General features: G+C 70.2%; 26 protein-coding genes. 14 read left to right on the top strand and 12 right to left on the bottom strand.

From position 1 onward, the window contains the following. Nucleotides 1-29: 29 nt before the first annotated feature. Genes pgl through tkt form a run of 5 tightly spaced genes read right to left on the bottom strand, consistent with a single transcriptional unit; the run spans nt 30 to nt 6,683 of the window. Complete coding sequence (pgl, locus tag ACIGA3_RS00715) at nt 30-812, bottom strand: 6-phosphogluconolactonase (protein WP_329010271.1); 783 nt, start codon at nt 810-812, stop codon at nt 30-32. Beyond that, nucleotides 809-1,906, bottom strand: coding sequence for a glucose-6-phosphate dehydrogenase assembly protein OpcA (gene opcA / locus ACIGA3_RS00710; protein WP_399708733.1), 1,098 nt, complete (start codon nt 1,904-1,906; stop codon nt 809-811). Before opcA ends, pgl begins: the two co-directional genes overlap by 4 nt. Further along, nucleotides 1,903-3,441, bottom strand: coding sequence for a glucose-6-phosphate dehydrogenase (gene zwf, locus ACIGA3_RS00705; RefSeq protein WP_399708730.1), 1,539 nt, complete (start codon nt 3,439-3,441; stop codon nt 1,903-1,905). Before zwf ends, opcA begins: the two co-directional genes overlap by 4 nt. Before the next feature lies 1 nt (nt 3,442). After that, nucleotides 3,443-4,561, bottom strand: a complete 1,119-nt coding sequence (gene tal, locus ACIGA3_RS00700; RefSeq protein WP_399708727.1) for a transaldolase — start codon at nt 4,559-4,561, stop codon at nt 3,443-3,445. A 34-nt stretch (nt 4,562-4,595) separates the two neighbouring features. After that, on the bottom strand, nt 4,596-6,683 hold the full coding sequence (gene tkt / locus ACIGA3_RS00695) for a transketolase (RefSeq protein WP_399708724.1): 2,088 nt from the start codon (nt 6,681-6,683) through the stop codon (nt 4,596-4,598). A gap of 388 nt (nt 6,684-7,071) precedes the next feature. On the opposite strand from tkt, the gene ACIGA3_RS00690 reads away from it, so the two are divergent. The 4 genes from ACIGA3_RS00690 (at nt 7,072) to ACIGA3_RS00675 (ending at nt 10,390) form a co-directional block, all read left to right on the top strand. Further along, nucleotides 7,072-8,058, top strand: coding sequence for a heme o synthase (locus ACIGA3_RS00690; protein WP_399710742.1), 987 nt, complete (start codon nt 7,072-7,074; stop codon nt 8,056-8,058). Between the two features lie 48 nt (nt 8,059-8,106). Further along, entirely contained in the window at nt 8,107-8,421 is a 315-nt protein-coding gene (locus ACIGA3_RS00685; RefSeq protein ID WP_399708722.1) for a hypothetical protein, read from the top strand. A gap of 97 nt (nt 8,422-8,518) precedes the next feature. Beyond that, a complete protein-coding gene (locus ACIGA3_RS00680) occupies nt 8,519-9,619 on the top strand; it encodes an amidohydrolase (RefSeq protein ID WP_399708719.1) in 1,101 nt (366 codons plus the stop codon). Between the two features lie 39 nt (nt 9,620-9,658). Next, nucleotides 9,659-10,390 (top strand): nucleotidyltransferase, encoded by a 732-nt coding sequence (locus tag ACIGA3_RS00675; RefSeq protein ID WP_399708716.1) that lies wholly within the window; start codon nt 9,659-9,661, stop codon nt 10,388-10,390. A gap of 1 nt (nt 10,391) precedes the next feature. Here ACIGA3_RS00675 and ACIGA3_RS00670 read toward each other — a convergent pair whose 3' ends face one another. The 4 genes from ACIGA3_RS00670 to ACIGA3_RS00655 are packed head-to-tail and all read right to left on the bottom strand — an operon-like array spanning nt 10,392 to nt 13,998. Continuing rightward, complete coding sequence (locus ACIGA3_RS00670) at nt 10,392-11,402, bottom strand: heme A synthase (protein WP_399708713.1); 1,011 nt, start codon at nt 11,400-11,402, stop codon at nt 10,392-10,394. A 58-nt stretch (nt 11,403-11,460) separates the two neighbouring features. Beyond that, nucleotides 11,461-12,234, bottom strand: a complete 774-nt coding sequence (locus tag ACIGA3_RS00665) for an ABC transporter permease (protein ID WP_399708710.1) — start codon at nt 12,232-12,234, stop codon at nt 11,461-11,463. Further along, the gene (locus tag ACIGA3_RS00660; RefSeq protein ID WP_399708707.1) at nt 12,234-13,154 is read right to left on the bottom strand and encodes an ABC transporter ATP-binding protein; all 921 of its coding nucleotides are present in this window, start codon (nt 13,152-13,154) and stop codon (nt 12,234-12,236) included. The genes ACIGA3_RS00665 and ACIGA3_RS00660 overlap by 1 nt, the downstream gene beginning before the upstream one ends. Nucleotides 13,155-13,185: 31 nt before the next feature. Then, nucleotides 13,186-13,998, bottom strand: coding sequence for an aminoglycoside N(3)-acetyltransferase (locus tag ACIGA3_RS00655; RefSeq protein ID WP_399708704.1), 813 nt, complete (start codon nt 13,996-13,998; stop codon nt 13,186-13,188). A gap of 184 nt (nt 13,999-14,182) precedes the next feature. Between ACIGA3_RS00655 and ACIGA3_RS00650 the strand changes: the two genes are divergently transcribed. From ACIGA3_RS00650 to dapD, 9 genes are all read left to right on the top strand, one after another. After that, on the top strand, nt 14,183-14,941 hold the full coding sequence (locus ACIGA3_RS00650) for a helix-turn-helix transcriptional regulator (RefSeq protein WP_399708701.1): 759 nt from the start codon (nt 14,183-14,185) through the stop codon (nt 14,939-14,941). After that, nucleotides 14,938-16,359 carry a Fe-S cluster assembly protein SufB gene (gene sufB, locus ACIGA3_RS00645; RefSeq protein ID WP_399708698.1) on the top strand — a complete coding sequence of 474 codons (1,422 nt, stop codon included), beginning with the start codon at nt 14,938-14,940 and terminating at the stop codon, nt 16,357-16,359. The genes ACIGA3_RS00650 and sufB overlap by 4 nt, the downstream gene beginning before the upstream one ends. Before the next feature lie 59 nt (nt 16,360-16,418). Next, nucleotides 16,419-17,600, top strand: a complete 1,182-nt coding sequence (sufD, locus tag ACIGA3_RS00640; protein ID WP_399708695.1) for a Fe-S cluster assembly protein SufD — start codon at nt 16,419-16,421, stop codon at nt 17,598-17,600. After that, nucleotides 17,597-17,920 (top strand): non-heme iron oxygenase ferredoxin subunit, encoded by a 324-nt coding sequence (locus ACIGA3_RS00635; RefSeq protein ID WP_399708692.1) that lies wholly within the window; start codon nt 17,597-17,599, stop codon nt 17,918-17,920. Before sufD ends, ACIGA3_RS00635 begins: the two co-directional genes overlap by 4 nt. 7 nt (nt 17,921-17,927) lie before the next feature. Beyond that, the gene (gene sufC / locus ACIGA3_RS00630) at nt 17,928-18,692 is read left to right on the top strand and encodes a Fe-S cluster assembly ATPase SufC (RefSeq protein WP_399708689.1); all 765 of its coding nucleotides are present in this window, start codon (nt 17,928-17,930) and stop codon (nt 18,690-18,692) included. Continuing rightward, nucleotides 18,689-19,945, top strand: a complete 1,257-nt coding sequence (locus ACIGA3_RS00625) for a cysteine desulfurase (RefSeq protein ID WP_399708687.1) — start codon at nt 18,689-18,691, stop codon at nt 19,943-19,945. The genes sufC and ACIGA3_RS00625 overlap by 4 nt, the downstream gene beginning before the upstream one ends. Before the next feature lie 18 nt (nt 19,946-19,963). Then, on the top strand, nt 19,964-20,437 hold the full coding sequence (gene sufU, locus ACIGA3_RS00620) for a Fe-S cluster assembly sulfur transfer protein SufU (RefSeq protein WP_399708685.1): 474 nt from the start codon (nt 19,964-19,966) through the stop codon (nt 20,435-20,437). Further along, nucleotides 20,434-20,766, top strand: a complete 333-nt coding sequence (locus ACIGA3_RS00615; protein WP_399708683.1) for a metal-sulfur cluster assembly factor — start codon at nt 20,434-20,436, stop codon at nt 20,764-20,766. The genes sufU and ACIGA3_RS00615 overlap by 4 nt, the downstream gene beginning before the upstream one ends. Before the next feature lie 154 nt (nt 20,767-20,920). After that, nucleotides 20,921-21,907, top strand: coding sequence for a 2,3,4,5-tetrahydropyridine-2,6-dicarboxylate N-succinyltransferase (gene dapD / locus ACIGA3_RS00610; protein ID WP_399708681.1), 987 nt, complete (start codon nt 20,921-20,923; stop codon nt 21,905-21,907). A 100-nt stretch (nt 21,908-22,007) separates the two neighbouring features. On the opposite strand, the gene ACIGA3_RS00605 is transcribed toward dapD, so the two are convergent. The 3 genes from ACIGA3_RS00605 to ACIGA3_RS00595 all read right to left on the bottom strand — a co-directional run bounded on the left by ACIGA3_RS00605 (nt 22,008) and on the right by ACIGA3_RS00595 (nt 23,171). Further along, nucleotides 22,008-22,472 carry a hypothetical protein gene (locus ACIGA3_RS00605; RefSeq protein ID WP_399708679.1) on the bottom strand — a complete coding sequence of 155 codons (465 nt, stop codon included), beginning with the start codon at nt 22,470-22,472 and terminating at the stop codon, nt 22,008-22,010. Nucleotides 22,473-22,578: 106 nt separating this feature from the next. Next, the gene (locus ACIGA3_RS00600; RefSeq protein ID WP_399708676.1) at nt 22,579-22,758 is read right to left on the bottom strand and encodes a hypothetical protein; all 180 of its coding nucleotides are present in this window, start codon (nt 22,756-22,758) and stop codon (nt 22,579-22,581) included. Continuing rightward, nucleotides 22,755-23,171, bottom strand: a complete 417-nt coding sequence (locus tag ACIGA3_RS00595; protein ID WP_399708673.1) for an ATP-binding protein — start codon at nt 23,169-23,171, stop codon at nt 22,755-22,757. Before ACIGA3_RS00595 ends, ACIGA3_RS00600 begins: the two co-directional genes overlap by 4 nt. 215 nt (nt 23,172-23,386) lie before the next feature. Here ACIGA3_RS00595 and ACIGA3_RS00590 point away from each other — a divergent pair, with 215 nt between their 5' ends. After that, nucleotides 23,387-24,145 carry a DUF6879 family protein gene (locus ACIGA3_RS00590; RefSeq protein ID WP_399708670.1) on the top strand — a complete coding sequence of 253 codons (759 nt, stop codon included), beginning with the start codon at nt 23,387-23,389 and terminating at the stop codon, nt 24,143-24,145. The last annotated feature ends 1 nt before the right edge of the window (nt 24,146 follow it).

Genomic DNA, 24,146 nt, shown 5'->3' with positions numbered 1-24,146 from the left:
AAGTCCCCGCCGCCCTTCCGGCGGTCAGCTCACGGTGAAGCCGGCGGATACATCGAACGCGGCAGATCCGACGCCGCGGCCGAGTCCAGCAGCCACAGCGTGCGGGCCCGGCCCTGGGCACCGGCCGCCGGGGCCTGCACCTCGCCCGCGCCGGACAGTGCCATCGCCACCGCCTCGGCCTTGTCCTCGCCCGCCGCCAGCAGCCACACCTCACGCGCCGCGCGGATCGCGGGCAGCGTCAGCGAGACACGGGTCGGCGGCGGCTTGGGCGCGCCGTGCACACCCACCACCGTGCGCTCCGTCTCCCGCACGGCGGGCAACTCCGGGAAGAGCGACGCCACATGGGTGTCCGGGCCGACGCCCAGCAGCAGCACGTCGAACTCCGGCACCTCGGCGTGGTCCTCCGGACCGGCAGCCTTCGCCAGCTCCGCCGCGTACGCCCCGGCCGCCGCGTCCACGTCCGCACCGTAGGGCCCGTCGGAGGCGGGCATCGGGTGCACGCGCGCCGGGTCCAGCGGTACGGAGTCCAGCAGGGCCTCGCGGGCCTGCGTGTAGTTGCGGTCCGGGTCGCCCTCGGGGAGGTAACGCTCGTCGCCCCACCACAGGTCCAGCCGGCCCCAGTCGATCGCGTCCCGCGCCGGCGCCTTGGCCAGCGCGGCCAGCAGACCGTTGCCGTTACGGCCACCGGTGAGGACCACCGAGGCATGACCGCGCGACGCCTGCGCGTCCACGATCTTCGTGATCAGCCGCGCCGCCGCGGCCTCGGCCATCAGTTCCTTGTCGCGGTGCACGACCAGTTGCGGAGTACTCACTTCGACGCCGCCTTCCTCGCGAGGGAATTCGGGGTCGGCCGCTCGGCCGCACCCTCCTCGGTGCCCGCCTCGGACTCGGCCACGGCCACCTCGGTGACCGCCTCCTCCGCTGCCGCCTCCTCCGCGGGCTCCGACGGGGTGCCGCCCAGCGCCGCCACCGCGTCCGCGGCCGTCGCCAGCCGCTCCACGCCGTAGCGCAGGGCCGCCGCGTAGGTGTCGTCCGGGTCGAGCCGGCGCAGTTCCTCCGCGATCAGCTCGGCGGTGTCCCGCCGCTGGAGCGCCACCGCTCGGGCGGGCTGGCCCTTGATGGACAGGCTCGCCAGCGAACCGTCCGCCCGGTCCAGCACGACCGGCCCGCACGAGGTCTCCATGCGGACGGCCGTCAGGCCCGGGCCGGAGGACAGCGACCGCCGCACCGGCACACCCAGCCGGTCCGCCAGCCACATCGCCAGCAGCTCGCAGCTCGGGTTGAACTCCTCGCCCTCGACCTCGACGGACCGCACGTCGCAGTCCACCTGGTCCAGGGCCGCCGCCAGCATCGAACGCCACGGCGTGATCCGGGTCCACGCCAGGTCGGTGTCGCCCGGTGTGTACGCCTCGGCGCGCGCGGCCAGGTCACGCACCGGCTGCTCGGCCGCGTAGGTGTCGGTGACCCGGCGCTGCGCGAGCGCGCCCAACGGGTCCTTGGCCGGGTCCAGCGGCGCGTTCACCGGCCACCAGACCACCACCGGCGCGTCCGGGAGCAGCAGCGGCAGCACCACCGAGTCGGCGTGGTCGGACACCTCGCCGTACAGCCGCAGCACGGCCGTCTCGCCGGTGCCGGCCTCCGCGCCCACCCGGACCTCGGCGTCCAGCCGGGAGCCGGTGCGGTCGCGCGGGGTACGCGAGACACGGCGGATGACGACCAGCGTGCGCGAGGGGTGTTCGCGTGAGGCGTCGCTCGCCGCCCGCAGCGCGTCGTAGGCGTTCTCCTCGTCGGTGACGATGACGAGGGTCAGCACCATGCCCACGGCGGGCGTGCCGATGGCGCGGCGGCCCTCGATCAGCGCCTTGTTGATCTCACCGGCGGTGGTGTCGGTCAGGTCTATCTTCATGGCCGGCGCCAGCTCCGTCCGTCTCGTGCGAGCATCTCGTCGGCCTCGGCCGGGCCCCAGGTGCCCGACTTGTACTGCGCGGGCCGTCCGTGCTCGTCCCAGTACTCCTCGACCGGGTCGAGGATCTTCCAGGACAGCTCGACCTCCTCCGTGCGCGGGAACAGGTTCGCGTCGCCCAGCAGCACGTCCAGGATCAGCCGCTCGTACGCCTCGGGGCTGGACTCGGTGAAGGACTCGCCGTAGGCGAAGTCCATCGACACGTCCCGGATCTCCATCGAGGTGCCCGGCACCTTGGAGCCGAAGCGGACCGTGATGCCCTCGTCGGGCTGGACGCGGATGACGATCGCGTTCTGGCCCAGCTCCTCGGTCGCCGTGTGGTCGAACGGGGAGTGCGGCGCCCGCTGGAAGACCACCGCGATCTCGGTGACCCGGCGGCCCAGCCGCTTTCCGGTGCGCAGATAGAAGGGGACACCCGCCCAGCGGCGGTTGTCGATCTCCAGCTTCAGCGCCGCGTAGGTGTCGGTCTTCGACTTGGGGTCGATCCCGTCCTCTTGGAGGTAGCCGATGACCTTCTCGCCGCCCTGCCAGCCCGCCGCGTACTGACCGCGCACGGTGTCCACGCCCAGGTCCTTCGGCAGCCGTACGGCACCGAGCACCTTGGTCTTCTCCGCCGCCAGCGCGTCCGCGTCGAAGGAGGAGGGCTCCTCCATCGCGGTGAGCGCGAGCAACTGGAGCAGGTGGTTCTGGATCACGTCACGGGCGGCGCCGATGCCGTCGTAGTACCCGGCACGGCCGCCGACGCCGATGTCCTCGGCCATCGTGATCTGCACATGGTCCACGAAGGACCGGTTCCAGATCGGCTCGAACATCGTGTTGGCGAACCGGAGCGCCAGGATGTTCTGGACCGTCTCCTTGCCGAGGTAGTGGTCGATCCGGAACACCTGGTCCGGCTCGAACACCTCGTGCACGACCTTGTTGAGGTCCTCGGCGGACTCCAGGTCGTGGCCGAACGGCTTCTCGATGACCGCGCGCCGCCAGGAGCCCCCGCTCTGGTCGGTCAGGCCGTGCTTCTTGAGCTGCTGGATGACCACCGGGAAGGAGCTCGGCGGCACCGACAGGTAGAAGGCGAAGTTGCCGCTCGTGCCCTGTGCCTTGTCCAGCTCGTCGATGGTCGTGCGCAGCCGCTCGAAGGACTCGTCGTCGTCGAAGGTGCCCTGGACGAAGCGCATCCCCTGGATGAGCTGCTGCCAGACCTCCTCGCGGAACGGCGTACGGGCGTGTTCCTTGACGGCGTCGTGCACGACCTGCGCGAAGTCCTCGTGCTCCCAGTCGCGGCGGGCGAAGCCCACCAGGGAGAAGCCCGGGGGCAGCAGACCGCGGTTGGCCAGGTCGTAGACGGCCGGCATCAGCTTCTTGCGGGACAGGTCGCCCGTGACGCCGAAGATCACCAGGCCCGACGGCCCCGCGATGCGCGGGAGCCGTCGGTCCGCGGGATCACGAAGCGGGTTCGCTCCGGGACCGTTGAGGGGTGACAAATCAGCCCTCCGAAGGGGCGAGGCGCTTCAGCTCCGCCTCGGTCGACTTGAGCAGGTCGTTCCAGGACCCCTCGAACTTGTCCACGCCCTCGACCTCGAGCACCTGGACGACGTCGTCGTAGGAGATGCCGAGCCGCTCGATCGCGTCGAGGTCGGCACGGGCCTGCTCGTAGGTGCCGGACACCGTGTCGCCGGTGATCTCACCGTGGTCCTCGGTGGCCTCCAGGGTGGCCTCCGGCATGGTGTTGACCGTGTTCGGCGCGACCAGCTCGGTGACGTACATCGTGTCCGAGTACGCCGGGTCCTTCACACCGGTCGACGCCCACAGCGGACGCTGCTTGTTCGCGCCCGCCTTCTCCAGCGCCTTCCAGCGGTCGGAGGAGAAGACCTCTTCGTACGCCTGGTAGGCGAGGCGCGCGTTGGCGACGGCGGCCTTGCCGAGCAGCGCCTTCGCCTCGTCGGTGCCCAGCGCCTTCAGCCGCTTGTCGATCTCGGCGTCCACGCGGGACACGAAGAAGGACGCCACGGAGTGGATCTTGGACAGGTCCAGGCCGCGCTCCCTGGCCTTCTCCAGGCCGGTCAGGTACGCGTCCATGACCTTGCGGTACCGGTCGAGGGAGAAGATCAGCGTGACGTTGACGCTGATGCCGTTGCCGATCGTCTCCGCGATGGCCGGCAGACCCGCCTCGGTGGCCGGGATCTTGATCAGGGTGTTCGGGCGGTCCACCAGCCAGGCCAGCTGGCGGGCCTCGGCGAGGGTGGCGCGCGTGTTGTGCGCGAGCCGCGGGTCGACCTCGATGGAGACCCGGCCGTCCTTGCCGCCGGTGGCGTCGAAGACCGGGCGCAGGATGTCGGCGGCGTCACGGACGTCCGCCGTCGTGATCATCCGGATGGCCTCTTCGACCGTGACCTCACGCGCGGCGAGGTCGGTCAGCTGCTGGTCGTAGCCGTCGCCCTGCGAGATCGCCTTCTGGAAGATCGTGGGGTTGGTGGTGACGCCCACGACGTGCTGCTGGTCGATCAGCTCGGCGAGGTTGCCGGACGTGATCCGCTTGCGCGACAGGTCGTCCAGCCAGATCGCCACGCCTTCCTCGGAGAGGCGCTTGAGTGCGTCTGTCATGGAAATTGCATCTCCTACGTGTCGTTTACGGGCGTCAGCGCTGCGCGGCGGCGAGGGATTCCCGCGCCTTGTCGGCCACGTTCTCGGGAGTGAAGCCGTACTCACGGAACAGGACCTTGCCGTCCGCGGACGCGCCGAAGTGCTCCAGGGAAACGATGCGGCCGGCGTCACCCACGTACTTGTGCCAGGTCAGACCGATGCCCGCCTCCACGGCGACGCGGGCCTTGACCGACGGCGGCAGTACGGATTCCCGGTACCCCTGGTCCTGCTCCTCGAACCACTCGACCGACGGCATCGAGACCACGCGGGTGGGTACGCCCCCGGCCTGGAGCTGCTCGCGCGCCTCGACGGCGACGTGCACCTCGGAACCGGTGGCGATCAGGATGACCTCGGGCTCGCCACCCTCGGCCTCGAACAGGACGTAGCCGCCACGCGCGGCGTCCTCGTTCGGCTCGTACGTCGGCACGCCCTGGCGGGTCAGCACCAGGCCGGTCGGGGCGCCCTTGCCGAACTCCTTGGTCCAGCGCTTGAGGACCTCGCGCCAGGCGATGGCGGTCTCGTTGGCGTCCGCCGGGCGGACCACGTTCAGACCGGGGATCGCGCGCAGCGCGGCCAGGTGCTCCACCGGCTGGTGGGTCGGGCCGTCCTCGCCGAGGCCGATGGAGTCGTGCGTCCACACGTACGTCACCGGCAGGTGCATCAGGGCCGACAGACGCACGGCGTTGCGCATGTAGTCGGAGAAGACGAGGAAGGTGCCCCCGTAGACCCGGGTGTTGCCGGCCAGCGTGATGCCGTTCATCTCCGCGGCCATGGCGAACTCACGGATGCCGAAGTGGATCGTGCGGCCGTACGGGTTCGCCTCCGGCAGCGGGTTGCCCGCCGGGAGGAAGGAGCTGTCCTTGTCGATGGTCGTGTTGTTCGACCCGGCGAGGTCGGCGGAGCCGCCCCACAGCTCGGGGATGACCGGGCCCAGCGCCTGGAGGACCTTGCCGGAGGCGGCACGGGTGGCCACGCTCTTGCCGGTCTCGAAGACCGGGATCTTCAGCTCCCAGCCGGTGGGCAGGGCGCCCTCGCTGATGCGGTCGAACTCGGCCGCGCGGTCCGCGTTGTTCTCGCGCCAGACCTGGAAGCCCTTCTCCCACTCCGCCTTGGCCTGACGGCCGCGCTCCAGGGCGCCGCGGGTGTGCTTCAGGACCTCGTCGGCGACGGCGAAGCTCTGCGCCTCGTCGAAGCCGAGGACGCGCTTGGTGGCCGCCACCTCGTCGTCGCCGAGCGCCGAGCCGTGCGCGGCCTCGGTGTCCTGGGCGTTCGGGGCGGGCCAGGCGATGATCGAGCGCATGGCGATGAAGGACGGCCGGTCGGTGACCGCCTTGGCCTTCTCGATCGCCGCGTAGATCGCCGCCGGGTCGAGGTCGCCGTCGGCCTTGGGCTCCACGCGCTGGACGTGCCAGCCGTAAGCCTCGTACCGCTTCATGGTGTCCTCGGAGACGGCCGTCTCCGTGTCGCCCTCGATCGAGATGTGGTTGTCGTCCCACAGCAGGACCAGGTTGCCGAGCTGCTGGTGGCCCGCGAGGGAGGACGCCTCGGAGGAGATGCCCTCCTGGAGGCAGCCGTCACCGGCGATGCAGTAGATGTAGTGGTCGAAGGGGGACGTGCCCTCGGGCGCGTCCGGGTCGAACAGGCCCCGCTCGAAGCGGGAAGCCATCGCCATGCCCACCGCGTTGGCCACACCCTGGCCCAGCGGGCCGGTGGTGGTCTCGACGCCCTTGGTGTGCCCGTACTCCGGGTGGCCCGGAGTCTTCGAGCCCCAGGTGCGGAAGGACTTCAGGTCGTCCAGCTCCAGGCCGAAGCCGGCCAGGTAGAGCTGTGTGTAGAGGGTCAGGGACGAGTGACCGGCGGACAGCACGAAGCGGTCGCGGCCCACCCACTGCGGGTCGGCCGGGTCGTGCCGCATCACCTTCTGGAAGAGGGTGTAGGCGGCCGGGGCCAGGCTCATCGCCGTGCCGGGATGGCCGTTGCCGACCTTCTGTACGGCGTCGGCGGCCAGGACACGGGCGGTGTCCACGGCCCGCTGGTCCAGCTCGGTCCACTCAAGGTCTGTGGTGGTCGGCTTGGTGCTCACCCTGGGTCAGGGCTCCTCTCCACATGTCGTTCGCCGGTCCGCGGCGCGTGGCGCCCGCCGGCCGCCGGTGCACTGGTGTCCACCGGCCGTTGTCGAGCCTACCCCCGAGGGGACGTGCGTTTTTTCGAGTCATTCCAGACTGCCGGGACTCGTTGCGATCCGCCTCCCGACCGGCCCGGAAGCCGCTTGGCACATGAATACGGAGCCGCTCGTCCGAGTGCTCAACCGAGCCCTCGCGGACCTCGGACGGGCGGGGCGCCGGCGGGGTCGCCAACACGAGCCGACCCCGGCGAAAAACCGGATATGGGCAACGTCTAAAGTGGCGTGGTACGCGCGAGCCTTTACCCCGCTTTCACACGGGAACGCTCGCTTGATGTCTCTGTCAGGGGTGTGCGTGACGGCCGTCGAATCCCGTCCTGTGGGCACTTCCCAGGCCCTTGAGGCTCTGGGGGAGGCCGGTCCCGATACGAGCCGGAGCCCGGTCCACCGGTCGTTCGGAGCCCGTGTCAAGGGCTTCGTGGCGCTGACCAAGCCGCGGATCATCGAGCTGCTGCTCATCACCACCGTCCCGGTGATGTTCCTGGCCCAGCAGGGGGTGCCCGACCTGAGTCTCGTCCTGCTCACCTGCCTCGGCGGCTATCTCTCCGCGGGCGGCGCCAACGCGCTCAACATGTACATCGACCGGGACATCGACGCCCTGATGGACCGCACCTCGCAGCGGCCGCTGGTGACCGGCCTGGTCAGCCCGCGCGAGTGCCTCGCCTTCGGCATCACCCTGGCGGTCGTCTCGACCCTGCTGTTCGGGCTCACCGTCAACTGGCTGTCCGCCTGGCTGTCCCTCGGTGCGCTCCTCTTCTACGTCGTCGTCTACACGATGATCCTCAAGCGGCGTACCTCGCAGAACATCGTCTGGGGCGGCATCGCGGGCTGTCTGCCGGTGCTGATCGGCTGGTCGTCGGTCACGAACTCCATGTCGTGGGCGCCGGTCATCCTCTTCCTGGTGATGTTCTTCTGGACGCCGCCGCACTACTGGCCGCTGTCCATGAAGGTCAAGGACGACTACGCCCGCGTGGGCGTGCCGATGCTGCCCGTCATCGCCTCCAACAAGGTGGTCGCCCGGCAGATCGTGATCTACAGCTGGGTGATGGTCGCCGTCTCCCTGCTGCTGACCCCGCTCGGCTACACCGGCTGGTTCTACACCGTGGTCGCCCTCGCGGCCGGCGGCTTCTGGCTCTGGGAGGCGCACGGGCTCCAGAACCGGGCCAAGGCCGAGGCGTCGGGAGCCAAGCTCAAGGAGATGCGGCTCTTCCACTGGTCGATCACCTATGTGTCGATCCTCTTCGTCGCCGTCGCGGTGGACCCCTTCCTCCGCTGACCGGACCTCCCGTCGCTCTTTTCTCTACTCGTCGGTAGCATCCTGGTCATGGCTGACACGGAGCAGGTTGACGCGAAGAGCGAGCGCAAGGTGAAGCGGCTCGCCCATCAGATCGGTACGTTCGCCAAGGCGCATGGTGGGGCCGAGGGGAACGTGGCGTACATGGGTGAGCGCGGGGCCCGTATCGCCCTGGTGGGTGAGGACGGGGAGTGGGGGAACCTGGTCGCCCCCAGCGTCGAGATCGGCCGGCGGGCGGTGGAGAAGGCCGGGGTCACCCTTCAGGAGAACTTCGACGGGGAGTTCGCGGCGAAGATCCGCACCAGTGCGTATGAGTGGAAGCGGATGGCCGGGATTCAGATCTGAGTTCCGGGTGCGGGGTCCTTTCAGGTCGGCTCGCGCCACCTGAACCTCGTTCGCTCCGTTAGGACGGTCAAGCAGCACACCGTTCACGGGAGCCTCGATGATCGACACGCCTTCGCTCGTGGATCAGTACTGCCATGGGGTGCTTCGGACCGAGCTGGGGCTCGGGACCTTCGAGGCACGGCTGGGGCACAGTGCGGGGCCGGCCGCGCCGGGGACCACGCTCTTCGACACGCAGACGGGGTTCGCGGTGCGGCGGTGGTGTCCGCCGCTGCTCGGTCTCGAGCCGCACTGTCCGCCCGCGCGCTATCTGGCCCGGCGCCGTGAGCTGGGGGTGCTGGAGGCGGGACGCAGGCTGCTGCGGGGGTCCGGGATCACCACCTACCTCGTCTCCAGCGGGCTGCCCGACGACCTCACCGGGCCCGAGGAGATGGCCGCCGCCGGGGACGCGGAGGCGCGCGAGGTGGTCCGGCTGGAGCCGCTGGCCGAGCAGGTCGCCGACACCTCCGGGACCGTCACCTCGTTCCTCGCCAATCTGGCCGAATCGGTGCACGGGGCCGCCACGCACGCCGTCGCCTTCGCCGCCACGGCCCCTCTCGCCGACGGAGGACCGGCCCTCGCCCCCGAACCACCGGGTCCCGGCGCGGTACGGGCCGCCGCCGCGCGCTGGCTGGCCGGGCGGCGCGTGGGGGAGGCGCTGACCGACCCCGTACTGCTGGGCCATCTGCTGTGGACCGCGGTGGCCACGGGCCGCGCCCTCCAACTGCACGCCGGCCCCGAAGAGCCCGGCGTCCGCACCGATCCCGCCCCGCTCACCGGCTTCGTACGGGCCACCGCGGGGCTCGGCACCGACCTGGTCCTGCTGCCCGGCCACTTCCACCACCGCCACGCCGCCCGGCTGGCCGCCGCTCACCCGCATGTCTACGCCGACTCCGGTGCCGCCGTCGCCCGCACCGGCGCCCGCGCGGCCGCGGTCCTCGCGGAGATCCTGGAACTCGCCCCCTTCGGCAAGATCCTCTTCTCCACCGGCGCCCAGTCCCTCCCCGAGCTGCACGTCGTCGGCGCCCACCTCTTCCGCGAAGCCCTGAACCGGGTGCTGGGCACCTGGGTCGCCGAGGGCGCCTGGTCCGCCACGGACGCCCGCCGGGTCGCCCACCTCCTCGCGGCGGACAACGCCCACCGGGTGTACGGGCTGCGCTGAGGTCTGTACGGACGGTCACCCGTCCCCGACACTCGACCCATGCCGACCGAAGCGCTCCTCGCCCGCTTCCTGGACGACCTCGCCCCCTTCCGCCCGCTCGCCGTCTGGGCCCACGGCTCACTGGGCGGCGGGGACTACCAGGAGGGCCGCAGCGACCTGGACCTGATCGCGGTCCTGCCCGGCCCGCTGACCCCGGCTGCCGTACGCCGGCTGATCGTGCTGCACCGCCATCTGCGCGCCGAACCACTGGCGGACAGGCTGCACTGCTCCTACCTCACCCCGCCCACCTCGGCCGATCCGGAGCGGTCGCACCTGACCTGGGCGCACGGCCGGATCAAGCGCCGCCCGGTCACACCGGTGACCCGGAGCGAGCTGCACGAGTTCGGCCGGGTGCTGCACGGCGTACCGCCCGCCGTGTATCTGCCCCCGGTGCCGGACCGGGAGCTGCGCGACTTCGTGGCGGCCGACCAGCGCGACTTCTGGCGCCCGGCCGTGGACCAGGAGGGGCTGTGGCACGAGGACATCTGGGTCGACCTCGGCCTGCTGACCTTCGCCCGCGCCACCGTCACCCTGCGCGAGGGCCGGCTGATCTCCAAGCGGCAGGCGCTCGCCGAGCTGCCCGCACTGGGCGCACCCGCCGAGGTCGTCGAGGACATCACGCGCCGGCGCTACGGGGAGCAGGGTCCGGGGCCGGCCCCGGAGAGCAGGGCCCGGCTGACCCGCGCCTACCTCGGCCCGGCCATCGACGCCCTGGTGGCCGCCCACCGCTGAGTCAGGCGGGCGTACCCACGGACACCTCGCCCGCCGGGGCGGGGACGGGTGCCACGGTCTGGGGGCGCTCGCGGAGCGCGAGGAGGACGCGCAGTGTGGCGATCCACATGAGGCAGGAGCCGAACATATGGAGAGCCACCAGGGCCTCGGGGAGATGCGTGAAGTACTGGATATAGCCGATGACACCCTGGCCCAGCAGGATCAGGAACAGGTCGCGGGCGCGGGACAGGGGGGCCTTCGGGGCGTCCACCGCCTTGAGGACGAACCACAGGGCGAAGGTCAGCGTCACCACGATCCAGGCCAGCACCGCGTGCAGCTTGGCGATCATCTCCCAGTCCAGCGGGATGCGCGCCACCTCGGAGGAGTCGCCCGCGTGCGGACCGGCGCCGGTCACCACGGTGCCGACCGCGATCAGCAGCACGGCCGCGGCCACCAGGAACCACACCAGTTGCCGTACCGCCCCGCCGACCAGCGGACGCGGCTCGGCGTCGCCCTCCCGCGTGCGCTGCCACATGACCGTGGCCACGGTGATCAGCGCCGTGGACAGCAGGAAGTGCGCCGCCACGGTGTACGGGTTCAGGCCGACCAGCACGACGATGCCGCCGAGCACCGCGTTGCCCATGACCACCCAGAACTGCGCCCAGCCCAGCCGGGTCAGGCTCCGCCGCCATGGCTTCTGCGAGCGGGCGGCGATGATCGCCCAGCCGACGGCCGCGCACAGCACGTACGTCAGCATGCGGTTGCCGAACTCGATGACACCGTGCACGCCCATGGCGCGGGTGGTGGTCAGCGAGTCGTCGGTGCAGGTGGGCCAGGTCGGGCAGCCGAGGCCCGAGCCGGTCAGGCGCACCGCGCCGCCGGTGACCACGATGACCACCGACATCACGAGTGCGGCGAGGGCCGCCCGGCGGACGGTCCGGGGGTCCGGGGTCCAGCGGTCGGCGATGAAGGCGAGCGGGTTGCGGAGGGCCGCTGCGGCGTCGGCGGGGGTCAGCTTTGGCACGCGCACCATCGTAGGCGCCCGCTTGTGCACGCTTTCACGAGGGGGCCGTCCCGAGCCGTACGGGGACCTACTCCCAGCGGAAGAACTTCCCCGCCGCGGCGAGCCCCACGACCGCCCACACCGCGAGGATCGCCAGGTCGCCCCAGGGCATCCCGGCGCCGTGCTGGAGCACGTCCCGCAGGCCGTCGGAGAGCGCGGAGATCGGCAGCAGCCCGAGGATGTGCTGCCCGGCCGAACCGAACTTCTCCAGCGGCACGATCACCCCGCCGCCGACCAGCAGCAGCAGGAAGACCAGGTTGGCGGCGGCCAGCGTCGCCTCCGCCTTCAGGGTGCCCGCCATCAGCAGCCCGAGCCCGGAGAAAGCGGCCGTGCCGAGGATCAGCAGAAGCAGCACCGAGGCCGGGTTGCCGTGCGGGGACCAGCCCAGCGCGAACGCGATGGCGGTCAGCAGGATCACCTGGAGCACCTCGGTGACCAGCACCGCGGCCGTCTTCGCGGTCATCAGACCCCAGCGCGGCAGCGGCGAGGAGGCCAGCCGCTTCAGCACGCCGTAGCGCCGCTCGAACCCGGTGGCGATGGCCTGCCCGGTGAACGCCGTGGACATCACGGCGAGCGCCAGGATGCCGGGGGCGAGGAAGTCCACCGCCTTGCCGGACCCGGTGTCCACGATGTCCACCGCGCTGAACAGCACCAGCAGCAGGGTCGGGATCACCACGGTCAGCAGCAACTGCTCGCCGTTGCGCAGCAGCATCCGCGTCTCCAGCGCGGCCTGCGCGCCGATCATGCGGGGGAGCGGTGCCGCTCCGGGCCTCGGGGCGTACGTGCCCGGCGCGGTCGTCATCAGCGCAGCTCCTTGCCGGTCAGTTCCAGGAAGACGTCTTCGAGGGTGTGCCGCTCCACCGAGATCCGGTCCGGCATCACCCCGTGCTGCGCGCACCAGGAGGTCACCGTGGCGAGCAGTTGCGGGTCTATCTTGCCGGTCACCCGGTAGCCGCCCGGCGTCAGCTCGTCGGCCGTGCAGTCGGCCGGGAGCGCCTTGAGCAGCGAGGCGACGTCCAGGCCGGGGCGACCGCCGAAGCGCAGGGTGTTCTCGGCGCCGTCCCGGCACAGCTCCTCGGGCGAGCCCTGGGCGATGACCCGGCCGCCGTCGATGATCGCGACGTCGTCGGCGAGCTGCTCGGCCTCGTCCATGTGGTGCGTGGTGAGGATCACCGAGACCCCGTCGGTGCGCAGATCCCGTACGAGGTCCCAGGTGGCGCGGCGGGCCTGCGGGTCCAGGCCCGCGGTCGGCTCGTCCAGGAAGGCCAGCTCGGGGCGGCCCACGACGGCCATGGCGAGCGCGAGGCGCTGCTGCTGGCCACCGGAGAGCCGCCGGTAGGAGGTCCGGCCGCAGGAGCCGAGCCCGAGGCGCTCGATCAGGGCGTCCACGTCCAGCGGGTGTGCGTGCAGCTTGGCGACATGGCGCAGCATCTCGTCGGCGCGGGCGCCGGAGTAGACGCCGCCGGACTGGAGCATCACCCCGACGCGGGGGCGCAGTGCGGCCGAGTCCCGCACCGGGTCCAGGCCCAGGACGCGCACCGTGCCGGAGTCCGGCTTGCGGTACCCCTCGCAGGTCTCGACCGTGGTCGTCTTGCCGGCGCCGTTGGGGCCGAGCACGGCGGTCACGCCCGGCCGGGCCTCCAGGTCGAGGCCGTCCACCGCGGTCTTCCGGCCGTACCGCTTCACCAGGGCCTGGACCTGGACCACGGGGTTGCTTCGCATGGGTCCAGAGTCTAGGGAGGCGTGGCGGGGCTCAGGCGCGGGGGTGCTGCAAATCGGCCTCGCGGGGCCGGTGCAGCGGGAGCCAGCGCTCGGCGTAGGCCACCGCGTCCGCGACCGGGAACAGCCGGGCCCCGGCCGCTCCGACCCGGCCCCGCAGGACCGGGCGGTCCCGTTCGAAGTCGTGGCCCAGCTCGTCGAAGCGGTCGGAGGTGATGGACACCTCGGTCACCGTCTCCCAGCCGTCGGGGCCGGGCCGTCCGACCGGCACCAGCGGCGCGGGTATCCGGTATTCGGCCAGGTGGAAGCTGGTGCAGGCGTCGTAGCCCGCGCCGAGCAGCAGCACCCGGGCGCCGAGCCGCTCCAGCCGGGCCAGCGGGCTCCGCTCACCCAGGCGGCAGTCCGGGGCGTGGCCGTCGGTGATCTCGGCGGCGCGTGGGCCGAGCGCGGCGAAGGAGGTCTGGGGGTGGCCGCTGCGCCGGGCGCCGGGCCAGGTGCGCACGGTCTCCGGGATGACCCCGACCCCGCGCGAGGGGGTGGTGCGGGGGTCGTAGAGCGGCATGGTGGCTCGTACCGTCTCCCACCACTCCGACGGCACCGGGGGCGCGTGCCACAGCTCGGGGTCGGAGAGGTCGGCGGACTGGGTGGGGACCACCAGGGTGCCGTCCGGCCCGAGGGCGTCGAGGAGCCCCTGGACGACGGCGACGGCGCCGCCGTTCACCCAGCCGAGGGAACTCAGCGAGGAGTGCGTGAGGAGGGTTTCGCCCCTCTTGACACCCAGGTGGCGCAACTGCTCGGCGAGTGTGTCGCGGGTGACCAGGGGGCCTTCTGGGGTGGGGGTCGGCATGGCGCGGAGTCTGCCCGGCGGGAGTCCGCGACGCCAGCGGTTTTGCCTGGTGAGAGGTGCCACGATGATCGCTGGGGAGATCGTTTCCGCAGGTCAGGTTAGGTGTACCTAAGTGACGCAGGGCACCGTCGGCCGGACCCGGCTCGGCTTGTCAGGGTCCGAGGAATTACGCAACAATAGCGTTGTGAAAAACGTCGGCGAGGCTCGGGAGACCCCCACGGGGCCCCAGGAAGAGCTAGCGACCGGTGAGCGTTCGACGCGCAACCGGGTCGCGCGGTCCATCCTGGACCACGGCCCGTCGACCGTCGCCGAACTGGCCGGCCGGCTGGGTCTGACCCAGGCCGCCGTACGACGGCATCTGGACGCGCTGGCCGCCGACGACATCGTGCAGGCCCGCGAGCAGCGGGTGTACGGCGCCCGCACCCGCGGCCGCCCCGCCAAGGTCTTCGCCCTGACCGCCTGCGGCCGGGACGCCTTCGACCAGTCCTACGACCAGCTCGCCGTCGACGCCCTGCGCTGGATCGCCGAGCGTGAGGGCGGGGACGAGGCCGTCGCCGCCTTCGCCCGCGCCCGCATCGCCGCCCAGGCCGACACCTACCGTGCGGCCGTCGAGGGAGTCGAACCCGACCGCCGCGCCGAAGCCCTCGCCAGGGCCTTGACCGTGGACGGGTACGCTGCTACGGCACGCAGTGCCCCCCTCCCGCAACAGGGCGAGCAGCTGTGCCAGCACCACTGTCCGGTCGCACACGTCGCCGAGCAGTTCCCCCAGCTGTGCGAGGCGGAGACGGAGTTCTTCGCCGAGCTGCTGGGAACCCACGTCCAGCGACTGGCGACCATCGCCCACGGCGACGGTGTCTGCACGACGTTCATCCCCAAGATTTCCAAGTCCGACAAGTCCGATCAGAGCCACCACGCAAGCACGGCCGGGAGGAACCCCGCATGACGCTCCCCACGGAGACTGCCCACCCCGAACTCGAGGGCCTGGGCAAGTACGAATACGGCTGGGCCGACTCCGACGTAGCCGGTGCCTCGGCCAAGCGCGGCCTGAGCGAGGCCGTCGTCCGCGACATCTCGGGCAAGAAGTCCGAGCCGGAGTGGATGACCAAGCTCCGCCTCAAAGGCCTGAAGCTGTTCGAGAAGAAGCCCATGCCCAACTGGGGCTCGGACCTGTCGGGCATCGACTTCGACAACATCAAGTACTTCGTGCGTTCCACGGAGAAGCAGGCGGAGTCCTGGGAGGACCTGCCCGAGGACATCAAGAACACCTACGACAAGCTGGGCATCCCCGAGGCCGAGAAGCAGCGCCTCGTCGCCGGTGTCGCCGCCCAGTACGAGTCCGAGGTCGTCTACCACCAGATCCGCGAGGACCTGGAGGAGCAGGGCGTCATCTTCCTGGACACCGACACCGCTCTGAAGAAGCACCCGGAGCTCTTCAAGGAGTACTTCGGCACGGTCATCCCGGTCGGCGACAACAAGTTCGCGTCGCTGAACACCGCCGTGTGGTCCGGCGGCTCCTTCATCTACGTGCCGAAGGGCGTGCACGTGGAGATCCCGCTCCAGGCTTATTTCCGGATCAACACCGAGAACATGGGCCAGTTCGAGCGGACGCTGATCATCGTCGACGAGGACGCCTACGTCCACTACGTCGAGGGCTGCACCGCGCCGATCTACAAGTCGGACTCGCTGCACTCCGCGGTCGTCGAGATCATCGTCAAGAAGGGCGCCCGCTGCCGTTACACGACCATCCAGAACTGGTCGAACAACGTCTACAACCTGGTCACCAAGCGCGCCGTCGCCTACGAGGGCGCCACCATGGAGTGGGTCGACGGCAACATCGGCTCCAAGGTGACCATGAAGTACCCGGCCGTCTACCTGATGGGCGAGCACGCCAAGGGCGAGACCCTCTCCATCGCCTTCGCGGGCGAGGGCCAGCACCAGGACGCGGGCGCCAAGATGGTCCACATGGCGCCGAACACGTCGTCCAACATTGTCTCCAAGTCGGTGGCGCGCGGCGGCGGCCGTACCTCCTACCGAGGTCTCATCGAGATCGGCGAGGGCGCGGCCGGATCGAAGTCGAACGTGCTGTGCGACGCGCTGCTCGTCGACACGATCTCCCGCTCCGACACCTACCCCTACGTCGACGTCCGCGAGGACGACGTCTCCATGGGGCACGAGGCGACCGTCTCCAAGGTCTCCGAGGACCAGCTCTTCTACCTGATGAGCCGTGGTCTGAGTGAGTTCGAGGCGATGGCGATGATCGTGCGCGGCTTCGTCGAGCCCATCGCCAAGGAGCTGCCCATGGAGTACGCCCTGGAGCTCAACCGGCTGATCGAGCTGCAGATGGAGGGCGCGGTCGGCTGACCCCGGCCACCGTCCCCGTCAAGCCCCTTACGCAACGGAAAGCGAGCATTACGACAGCCATGGCTGAGGCTCAGAACATCCCGGTGGGATCGACCACCGCCGGCTCGATCGCGGTCGCCGCCGAGTCGACCGTCGCCACGCGCATGAGCGCGCCCCCCTCCTTCGACGTCGCGGACTTCCCCGTCCCGCACGGCCGTGAGGAGGAGTGGCGGTTCACCCCGCTGGAGCGGCTGCGCGGCCTGCACGACGGCACCGCGGTCGCCAGCGAGGGCCTGAAGGTCGTCATCGAGGCCCCCGAGGGCGTCACCGTCGAGAACGTCGGCCGTGACGACGCCCGGCTCGGCAAGGCCGGCACCCCGGTGGACCGCGTCGCCGCCCAGGCGTACTCCGCCTTCGAGCAGGCGTCGGTCGTCACCGTCGCGAAGGACACCGTCCTCACCGAGCCGATCCGCATCGCGGTGCACGGCGAGGGCGGCACCGCCTACGGCCACCAGGTGATCGAGCTGGGCGCCTTCGCCGAGGCCCTCGTCGTCATCGACCACACCGGTGACGCCGTGCTCGCGGCCAACGTCGACTACGTGCTCGGCGACGGCGCCAAGCTGACCGTCGTCTCCGTCCAGGACTGGGACGACAAGGCCGTGCACGTGGCCCAGCACAACGCCCTCGTCGGCCGCGACGCCTCCTTCAAGTCCGTGATCGTCACCTTCGGCGGCGACGTCGTCCGCCTGCACCCGCGCGTCACCTACGCGGGCACCGGCGGCGAGGCCGAGCTGTTCGGCCTGTACTTCACCGACGCCGGCCAGCACCAGGAGCACCGCCTCCTGGTCGACCACAACACCCCGCACTGCAAGTCCCACGTCGTCTACAAGGGCGCCCTGCAGGGCGAGGGCGCGCACGCGGTCTGGATCGGTGACGTGCTCATCGAGGCCAAGGCCGAGGGCACCGACACCTACGAGATGAACCGCAACCTCGTCCTCACCGACGGCTCCCGCGTCGACTCGGTCCCCAACCTGGAGATCGAGACCGGCGAGATCGTCGGCGCCGGCCACGCCTCCACCACCGGCCGCTTCGACGACGAGCAGCTCTTCTACCTGATGGCCCGCGGCATCCCGGAGTACGAGGCCCGCCGTCTGGTGGTCCGCGGCTTCTTCGCCGAGCTGGTCCAGCAGATCGGTGTCCCCGACATCGAGGAGCGCCTGCTCACCAAGATCGAGGAGGAGCTGGAGGCCGCGGTCGCATGACGACGACCTTCCAGCGCGCCTGCGGACTGAGCGAGCTGTCGGAAGACACCCCCAAGCGGGTGGAACTCGGCGGCACGCCGGTCTCGGTCGTGAAGACCGAGGGGGAGGTGTACGCGATCTACGACATCTGCTCGCACGCGAACGTCTCCCTCTCCGAGGGCGAAGTGGAGGACGGGCAGATCGAGTGCTGGCTGCACGGCTCCTGCTTCGACCTCCGTACCGGCAAGCCGTCCGGCCCGCCCGCGACGCGCCCCGTCCCCGTATACCCCGTAAAGATCGAAGGGGACGACGTGCTCGTCTCCCTCACCCAGGAGTCCTGAGGCACCCATGGCAACGCTTGAAATCCGAGACCTGCACGTCACCGTCGAGGCCGACAACGCCACGAAGGAGATCCTCAAGGGCGTCGACCTCACCGTGAAGCAGGGCGAGACGCACGCCATCATGGGCCCCAACGGCTCGGGCAAGTCGACGCTCGCCTACTCGCTCGCGGGTCACCCGAAGTACACGATCACCGGCGGCACCGTCACCCTCGACGGCGAGGACGTCCTCGCCATGTCGGTCGACGAGCGCGCCCGCGCCGGCCTGTTCCTCGCCATGCAGTACCCGGTCGAGGTCCCCGGCGTCTCGGTCTCCAACTTCCTGCGCACCTCCGCCACCGCCATCCGCGGCGAGGCCCCCAAGCTGCGCACCTGGGTGAAGGAGGTCAAGGGAGCCATGGAGCGTCTCCACATGGACCCCTCCTTCGCCGAGCGCAACGTCAACGAGGGCTTCTCCGGCGGTGAGAAGAAGCGCCACGAGATCCTTCAGCTCGAACTGCTCAAGCCGCAGGTCGCCATCCTCGACGAGACCGACTCCGGCCTGGACGTCGACGCCCTGCGCATCGTCTCCGAGGGCGTCAACCGCGTCCGCGAGACCGGCGAGACCGGCACCCTGCTGATCACGCACTACACGCGCATCCTGCGTTACATCAAGCCGGACTTCGTGCACGTGTTCTCCGGCGGCCGCATCGTCGAGTCCGGCGGTCCGGAGCTGGCCGACAAGCTGGAGAACGAGGGCTACGAGGCCTACACGAAGGGTGGAGTATCCGCGTGACACAGCTGCCGGGCCTCCTCGACACAGAGGCGCTCCGAAAGGACTTCCCCATCCTGGACCGTCAGGTCCACGACGGGAAGAAGCTCGTATACCTGGACAACGCGGCGACCTCGCAGAAGCCGCGCCAGGTGCTGGACGCCTTGAGCGAGTACTACGAGCGATACAACGCCAACGTCCACCGCGGCGTGCACGTGCTCGCCGAGGAGGCCACGGCGCTGTACGAGGGCGCGCGTGACAAGGTCGCCGACTTCATCAACGCGCCCAGTCGCGACGAGGTGATCTTCACCAAGAACGCCTCCGAGTCCCTCAACCTCGTGGCCAACATGCTCGGCTGGGCCGACGAGCCCTACCGGGTGGACCACGAGACCGAGATCGTCATCACGGAGATGGAGCACCACTCCAACATCGTGCCGTGGCAGCTGCTCGCGCAGCGCACCGGCGCGAAGCTGAAGTGGTTCGGCCTCACCGACGACGGCCGCCTCGACCTGTCCAACATCGACGAGATCATCACCGAGAAGACGAAGATCGTCTCCTTCGTGCTGGTCTCCAACATCCTGGGCACGGTCAACCCGGTCGAGGCGATCGTGCGCCGCGCCCAGGAGGTCGGCGCGCTCGTCTGCATCGACGCCTCGCAGGCCGCGCCGCACATGCCGCTGGACGTACAGGCGCTCGGCGCCGACTTCGTGGCCTTCACCGGCCACAAGATGTGCGGTCCGACCGGCATCGGTGTGCTCTGGGGCCGCCAGGAACTCCTGGAGGACCTGCCGCCGTTCCTCGGTGGCGGCGAGATGATCGAGACGGTGTCGATGCACTCCTCGACCTACGCGCCCGCGCCGCACAAGTTCGAGGCGGGTACGCCCCCGATCGCCCAGGCGGTCGGTCTCGGTGCCGCCATCGACTACCTGAACTCGATCGGCATGGACAAGATCCTCGCCCATGAGCACGCGCTCACCGAGTACGCGGTGAAGCGGCTGGGCGAGGTCCCCGACCTGCGCATCATCGGCCCCTCCACGGCCGAGGACCGCGGCGCGGCGATCTCCTTCACGCTCGGCGACATCCACCCGCACGACGTGGGCCAGGTCCTCGACGAGCAGGGCATCGCCGTCCGCGTCGGCCATCACTGCGCGCGGCCGGTCTGCCTGCGGTACGGAATTCCGGCGACCACCCGGGCGTCGTTCTATCTGTACTCCACGCCCGCCGAGGTCGACGCACTGGTCGACGGGCTGGAGCACGTACGGAACTTCTTCGGCTGAGAGGCGTGGGCTGACACCGTGAAGCTGGATTCGATGTACCAGGAAGTCATCCTGGACCACTACAAGAACCCGCACGGGCGTGGTCTGAGGGACGGCGACGCCGAGGTACACCATGTGAACCCGACGTGCGGCGACGAGATCACCCTCCGGGTGAAGTACGACGGCACGACGATCGCGGACGTCTCGTACGAGGGCCAGGGCTGTTCCATCAGCCAGGCTTCGGCGTCCGTGCTGAACGAGCTGCTGGTGGGCAAGGACCTGCCCGAGGCACAGAAGATCCAGGAGACCTTCCTGGAGCTGATGCAGTCCAAGGGCCGGATCGAGCCCGACGACGCGATGGAGGAGGTGCTGGAGGACGCGGTCGCGTTCGCCGGTGTCTCCAAGTACCCCGCGCGGGTCAAGTGCGCCCTCCTGAGCTGGATGGCGTGGAAGGACGCGACGGCCCAGGCCCTGGGCGAGGCCGGCGCGGACGCCGAAAGGAAGACGGCATGACCGACACCACTGAGATGAAACCGGTCTCGGAGGAAGAACTCCGCGAGGCCCTGATGGACGTCGTCGACCCCGAGCTGGGCATCGACGTCGTCAACCTCGGTCTGATCTACGGCATTCACGTCGACGACGCGAACATCGCCACGATCGACATGACCCTGACCTCGGCGGCCTGCCCGCTGACGGACGTCATCGAGGACCAGGCCAAGTCCGTCACCGACGGCCTGGTCAGCGAACTCCGCATCAACTGGGTCTGGATGCCGCCGTGGGGCCCGGACAAGATCACCGACGACGGCCGCGAGCAGCTGCGGGCGCTGGGGTTCAACGTCTGAGACCCACCTCGTGTGAAGCAGGCGGCGGCGCCCTGGGGTGCCGCCGCCTTCGCGTACCCGGCCGCCGCACACCGGTCGGGCCCCGCCGGTCGGAATCCGCCGGTCAGGCCCTGCCGGTTAGGCCCTCACCCCGCCCCCACGTTAGGTTTTTCGCATGACCGACACTGCTTCCCGTACCACCGGCGCCGTCGCCGCCGGCCTCGCCACCATCGCCGCCGACGGCACCGTTCTCGACACCTGGTTCCCGGCGCCCGAGCTGGTCGCCGAGCCGGGTCCGTCCGGCAGCGAGCGCCTCTCCGCCGACCGGGCCGCCGAACTGCTGGGCGACAACGCGGTCTCCGCGCTCGGCCCGGACGCCCGGCGTGGCGTCGAGGTGGTCGCGGTCCGTACGGTCATCGCCTCGCTGGACGAGAAGCCGCTCGACGCGCACGACGTCTACCTGCGCCTGCACCTGCTCTCGCACCGCCTGGTCAAGCCGCACGGCCAGAGCCTGGACGGCATCTTCGGCCACCTCGCCAACGTCGCCTGGACCTCGCTCGGCCCGGTCGCCGTGGACGACATCGAGAAGGTGCGGCTGAACGCCCGCGCCGAAGGGCTGCACCTCCAGGTCACCTCGATCGACAAGTTCCCCCGCATGACGGACTACGTCGCCCCCAAGGGCGTCCGCATCGCCGACGCCGACCGCGTCCGCCTCGGCGCGCACCTCTCCGAGGGCACCACGGTCATGCACGAGGGCTTCGTCAACTTCAACGCCGGCACGCTGGGCACCTCCATGGTCGAGGGCCGCATCTCCGCGGGCGTCGTCGTCGGCGACGGCTCCGACATCGGCGGCGGCGCCTCCACCATGGGCACCCTCTCCGGCGGCGGCAACGTCATCATCGCCATCGGCGAGCGCTGCCTGGTCGGCGCGGAGGCGGGCGTGGGCATCGCGCTGGGCGATGAGTGCGTGGTCGAGGCGGGCCTCTACGTCACGGCCGGCACCCGCGTCACGATGCCCGACGGCCAGATCGTGAAGGCCCGCGACCTGAGCGGGGCGTCGAACATCCTGTTCCGCCGGAACTCGGTTACGGGTGCGGTTGAGGCTCGGCCGAACAACGCGGTGTGGGGCGGGCTGAACGACATCCTGCACAGCCACAACTGAGTCGTGGCCAGTCGAGCGCCCTTCCCCCCAGTACGAGGCGGGAGGGCGCTCGTGCACGGGCCCCGCTCAGGTAAAGGAGGCAGCGGTCCGTGCGCACACCTCACAAGTGCTGTTTCGCCGAGCCGACGAGTTGGCTGATGCCGTCACGGGTCCGGTCTCTCAGCTCGTCCAGACCGGCCCTGTTGTCCACCTTGGGCAGCGTCATGATGACCTCGAGCAGGTCTGCCGCAGCCCGGCTCAGCCCCTCGTCGTCCGTGAGCATCTCCACGCGAAAGAGGGCTTCCTGGGCGTTGGAGCGCAGGTCGTACGCGCGGACACGCACCGCGTGGGGCTCCTCCGGCGGCGGCTGCTCGTGCTCACAGAACCAGAGATGAACCAGACAGCGGCGATAGTTGACCAACGCTCCGGCATAGGCGGAGTAGGCGTCGAGTCGCTCCTGCCGAAGCTTCTCGCGGCGAGTGAACTGATGGCTTCTGTCCGTGGTGCGTTGCTGAAACGCCAGAGTGATCCCCGACCCGAGCAGGGTTCCCAGGACGGCTACGGCGCTGGCGATGATGGACTCCACACGCCGACCTGATCACGCTTCGCCGCGATCGGTGAGCTGTTAGCCCATTTCCACCGCCGGTCGCCAAAGGTGCTGCGATCGGCGGGTGTTGGAGCCGGAGGAGCCCTCAGGGCGCCCCGTCGTTCTCCGGCTCGCCGCGGTTGGGGGCGATGTCCGGGGCCGCGCTGCCTGTGTCGGGGGCAGAGGTCGTGCTGATCCGCAGACAGCCGTCCGAGCCGAACATGTCGATCAACTGCGACAGGTGGGCTCGGGCTGTGCTGCGGCCACGCATGTCTTCGTCAGTCACCCGCGTTCCTCCAGTTCCGCCCACACGACCTTCCCCCAGCGCCGCTCATCCGTGCCCCAGTTCGTCGCGAGCGCCATGACGACTACCAGGCCGCGACCGCTCTCGTCGTGGTCGCTCGGTGTGCAGGGCTCGGGCAGAGAACGGGAGAAGTCCGCGACGGCCACCCGGACTGTGCCCGGTGTGATCCGCTCCACCACCACGCGGATGGACTCCCGCCGGGCATATCGCACGGCGTTGGCCACCAGCTCGGAGGCGACCAGGACCGCGTCGTCGGCCAGGTCGTGCATGCCCCAGGCGGTGAGCGCGGCGCGTACCAAGCGGCGCGCGAGCCCAGCGCTTCCGGGTACCCGCGGCAGCGTTTCGCTGTAGCCGGGATGCCCGGTCGGCCTGGCATGCGTGGTCGGTCGGGGCATGTCGGTCTGCTTTCTCTGATCGGGCAAGCCTTGGAGTCGTGGCAACGCGACGGTAGGGAGCAAGGGGTGCGCCGCGCCATGCAAGTTGCGCGAAGTTGCTCTACTCATCGGTGGAGTTGCGTAAGGTTGCTGATTCAGGCCAACCGAATACCGTGCGTGGGGTGTTGGCCTCGTGGAAGCCTGGGAGACCAGTCCACGGAGGGAAGGGTCTGATCATGCCCCGACGACTGCGCTTCAACGGCACGGGCAGTGGCGTCAACGGATGCCCGTCCATTCATGAGGATCTCCTCACCGGTGAGGTCATCGTGCACGGCCCCGCCCTCACCGACCCCGACGACATCGCCCAGCTCCGACACCTGAACGAGGGCGAGGTGCCCATCCTGGTGCCGCGCGAGCTGCTGGTGGACTTCGGCCCGAAGGAGGTCGCCCGAGTGCCCCACGTCGTTGGGCTGGACGAATTCGACCGACTCTTCACACAGTTCGAGCACACGGCGTGGCGCCTGGAGACGCGCCGCCGCTACGCATCGGACGAGCTCACCGACACCTACGCCCAATTGACGCGTGGAGAGGCCGTCGACTGGGAGGGAGTGGACGCGCAATGGTGCGCTGAGCGCCGTGAGCAGTCCGCGCTCGGCAAGCGGTTCGAGCGGGTCCGCGTCGTCGACAACCCGCCCACGGCGGGGCAGCTCTACCTGCTCGACAACGCACGCCGCAACAGCGCCGTCGGGGAGAAGATCCTCAATGTGTGGCGAGAAGATGCCGAGCGTCTTGGCCTGCCCACCGAAGATTTCTGGATCTTCGATTCCCGGCTGGTCGCGCTGCTCAACTTCGATGACGCCGACAACCTGGTCAGCGTCGAGCTGATCACGGAGCCCGCTGCGGTACTGCGGTACGCGATGGTGCGTGACGCGGCGCTGCATCATGCCGTCCCGTACGAGGAGTTCGCGGCACGGTTGGCCGCGAAGGAGGACTGAG

The organism is Streptomyces sp. NPDC085596, from assembly GCF_044541565.1.
Classification (GTDB): domain Bacteria; phylum Actinomycetota; class Actinomycetes; order Streptomycetales; family Streptomycetaceae; genus Streptomyces.
This window is presented reverse-complemented; position numbering and strand designations above follow the sequence as displayed.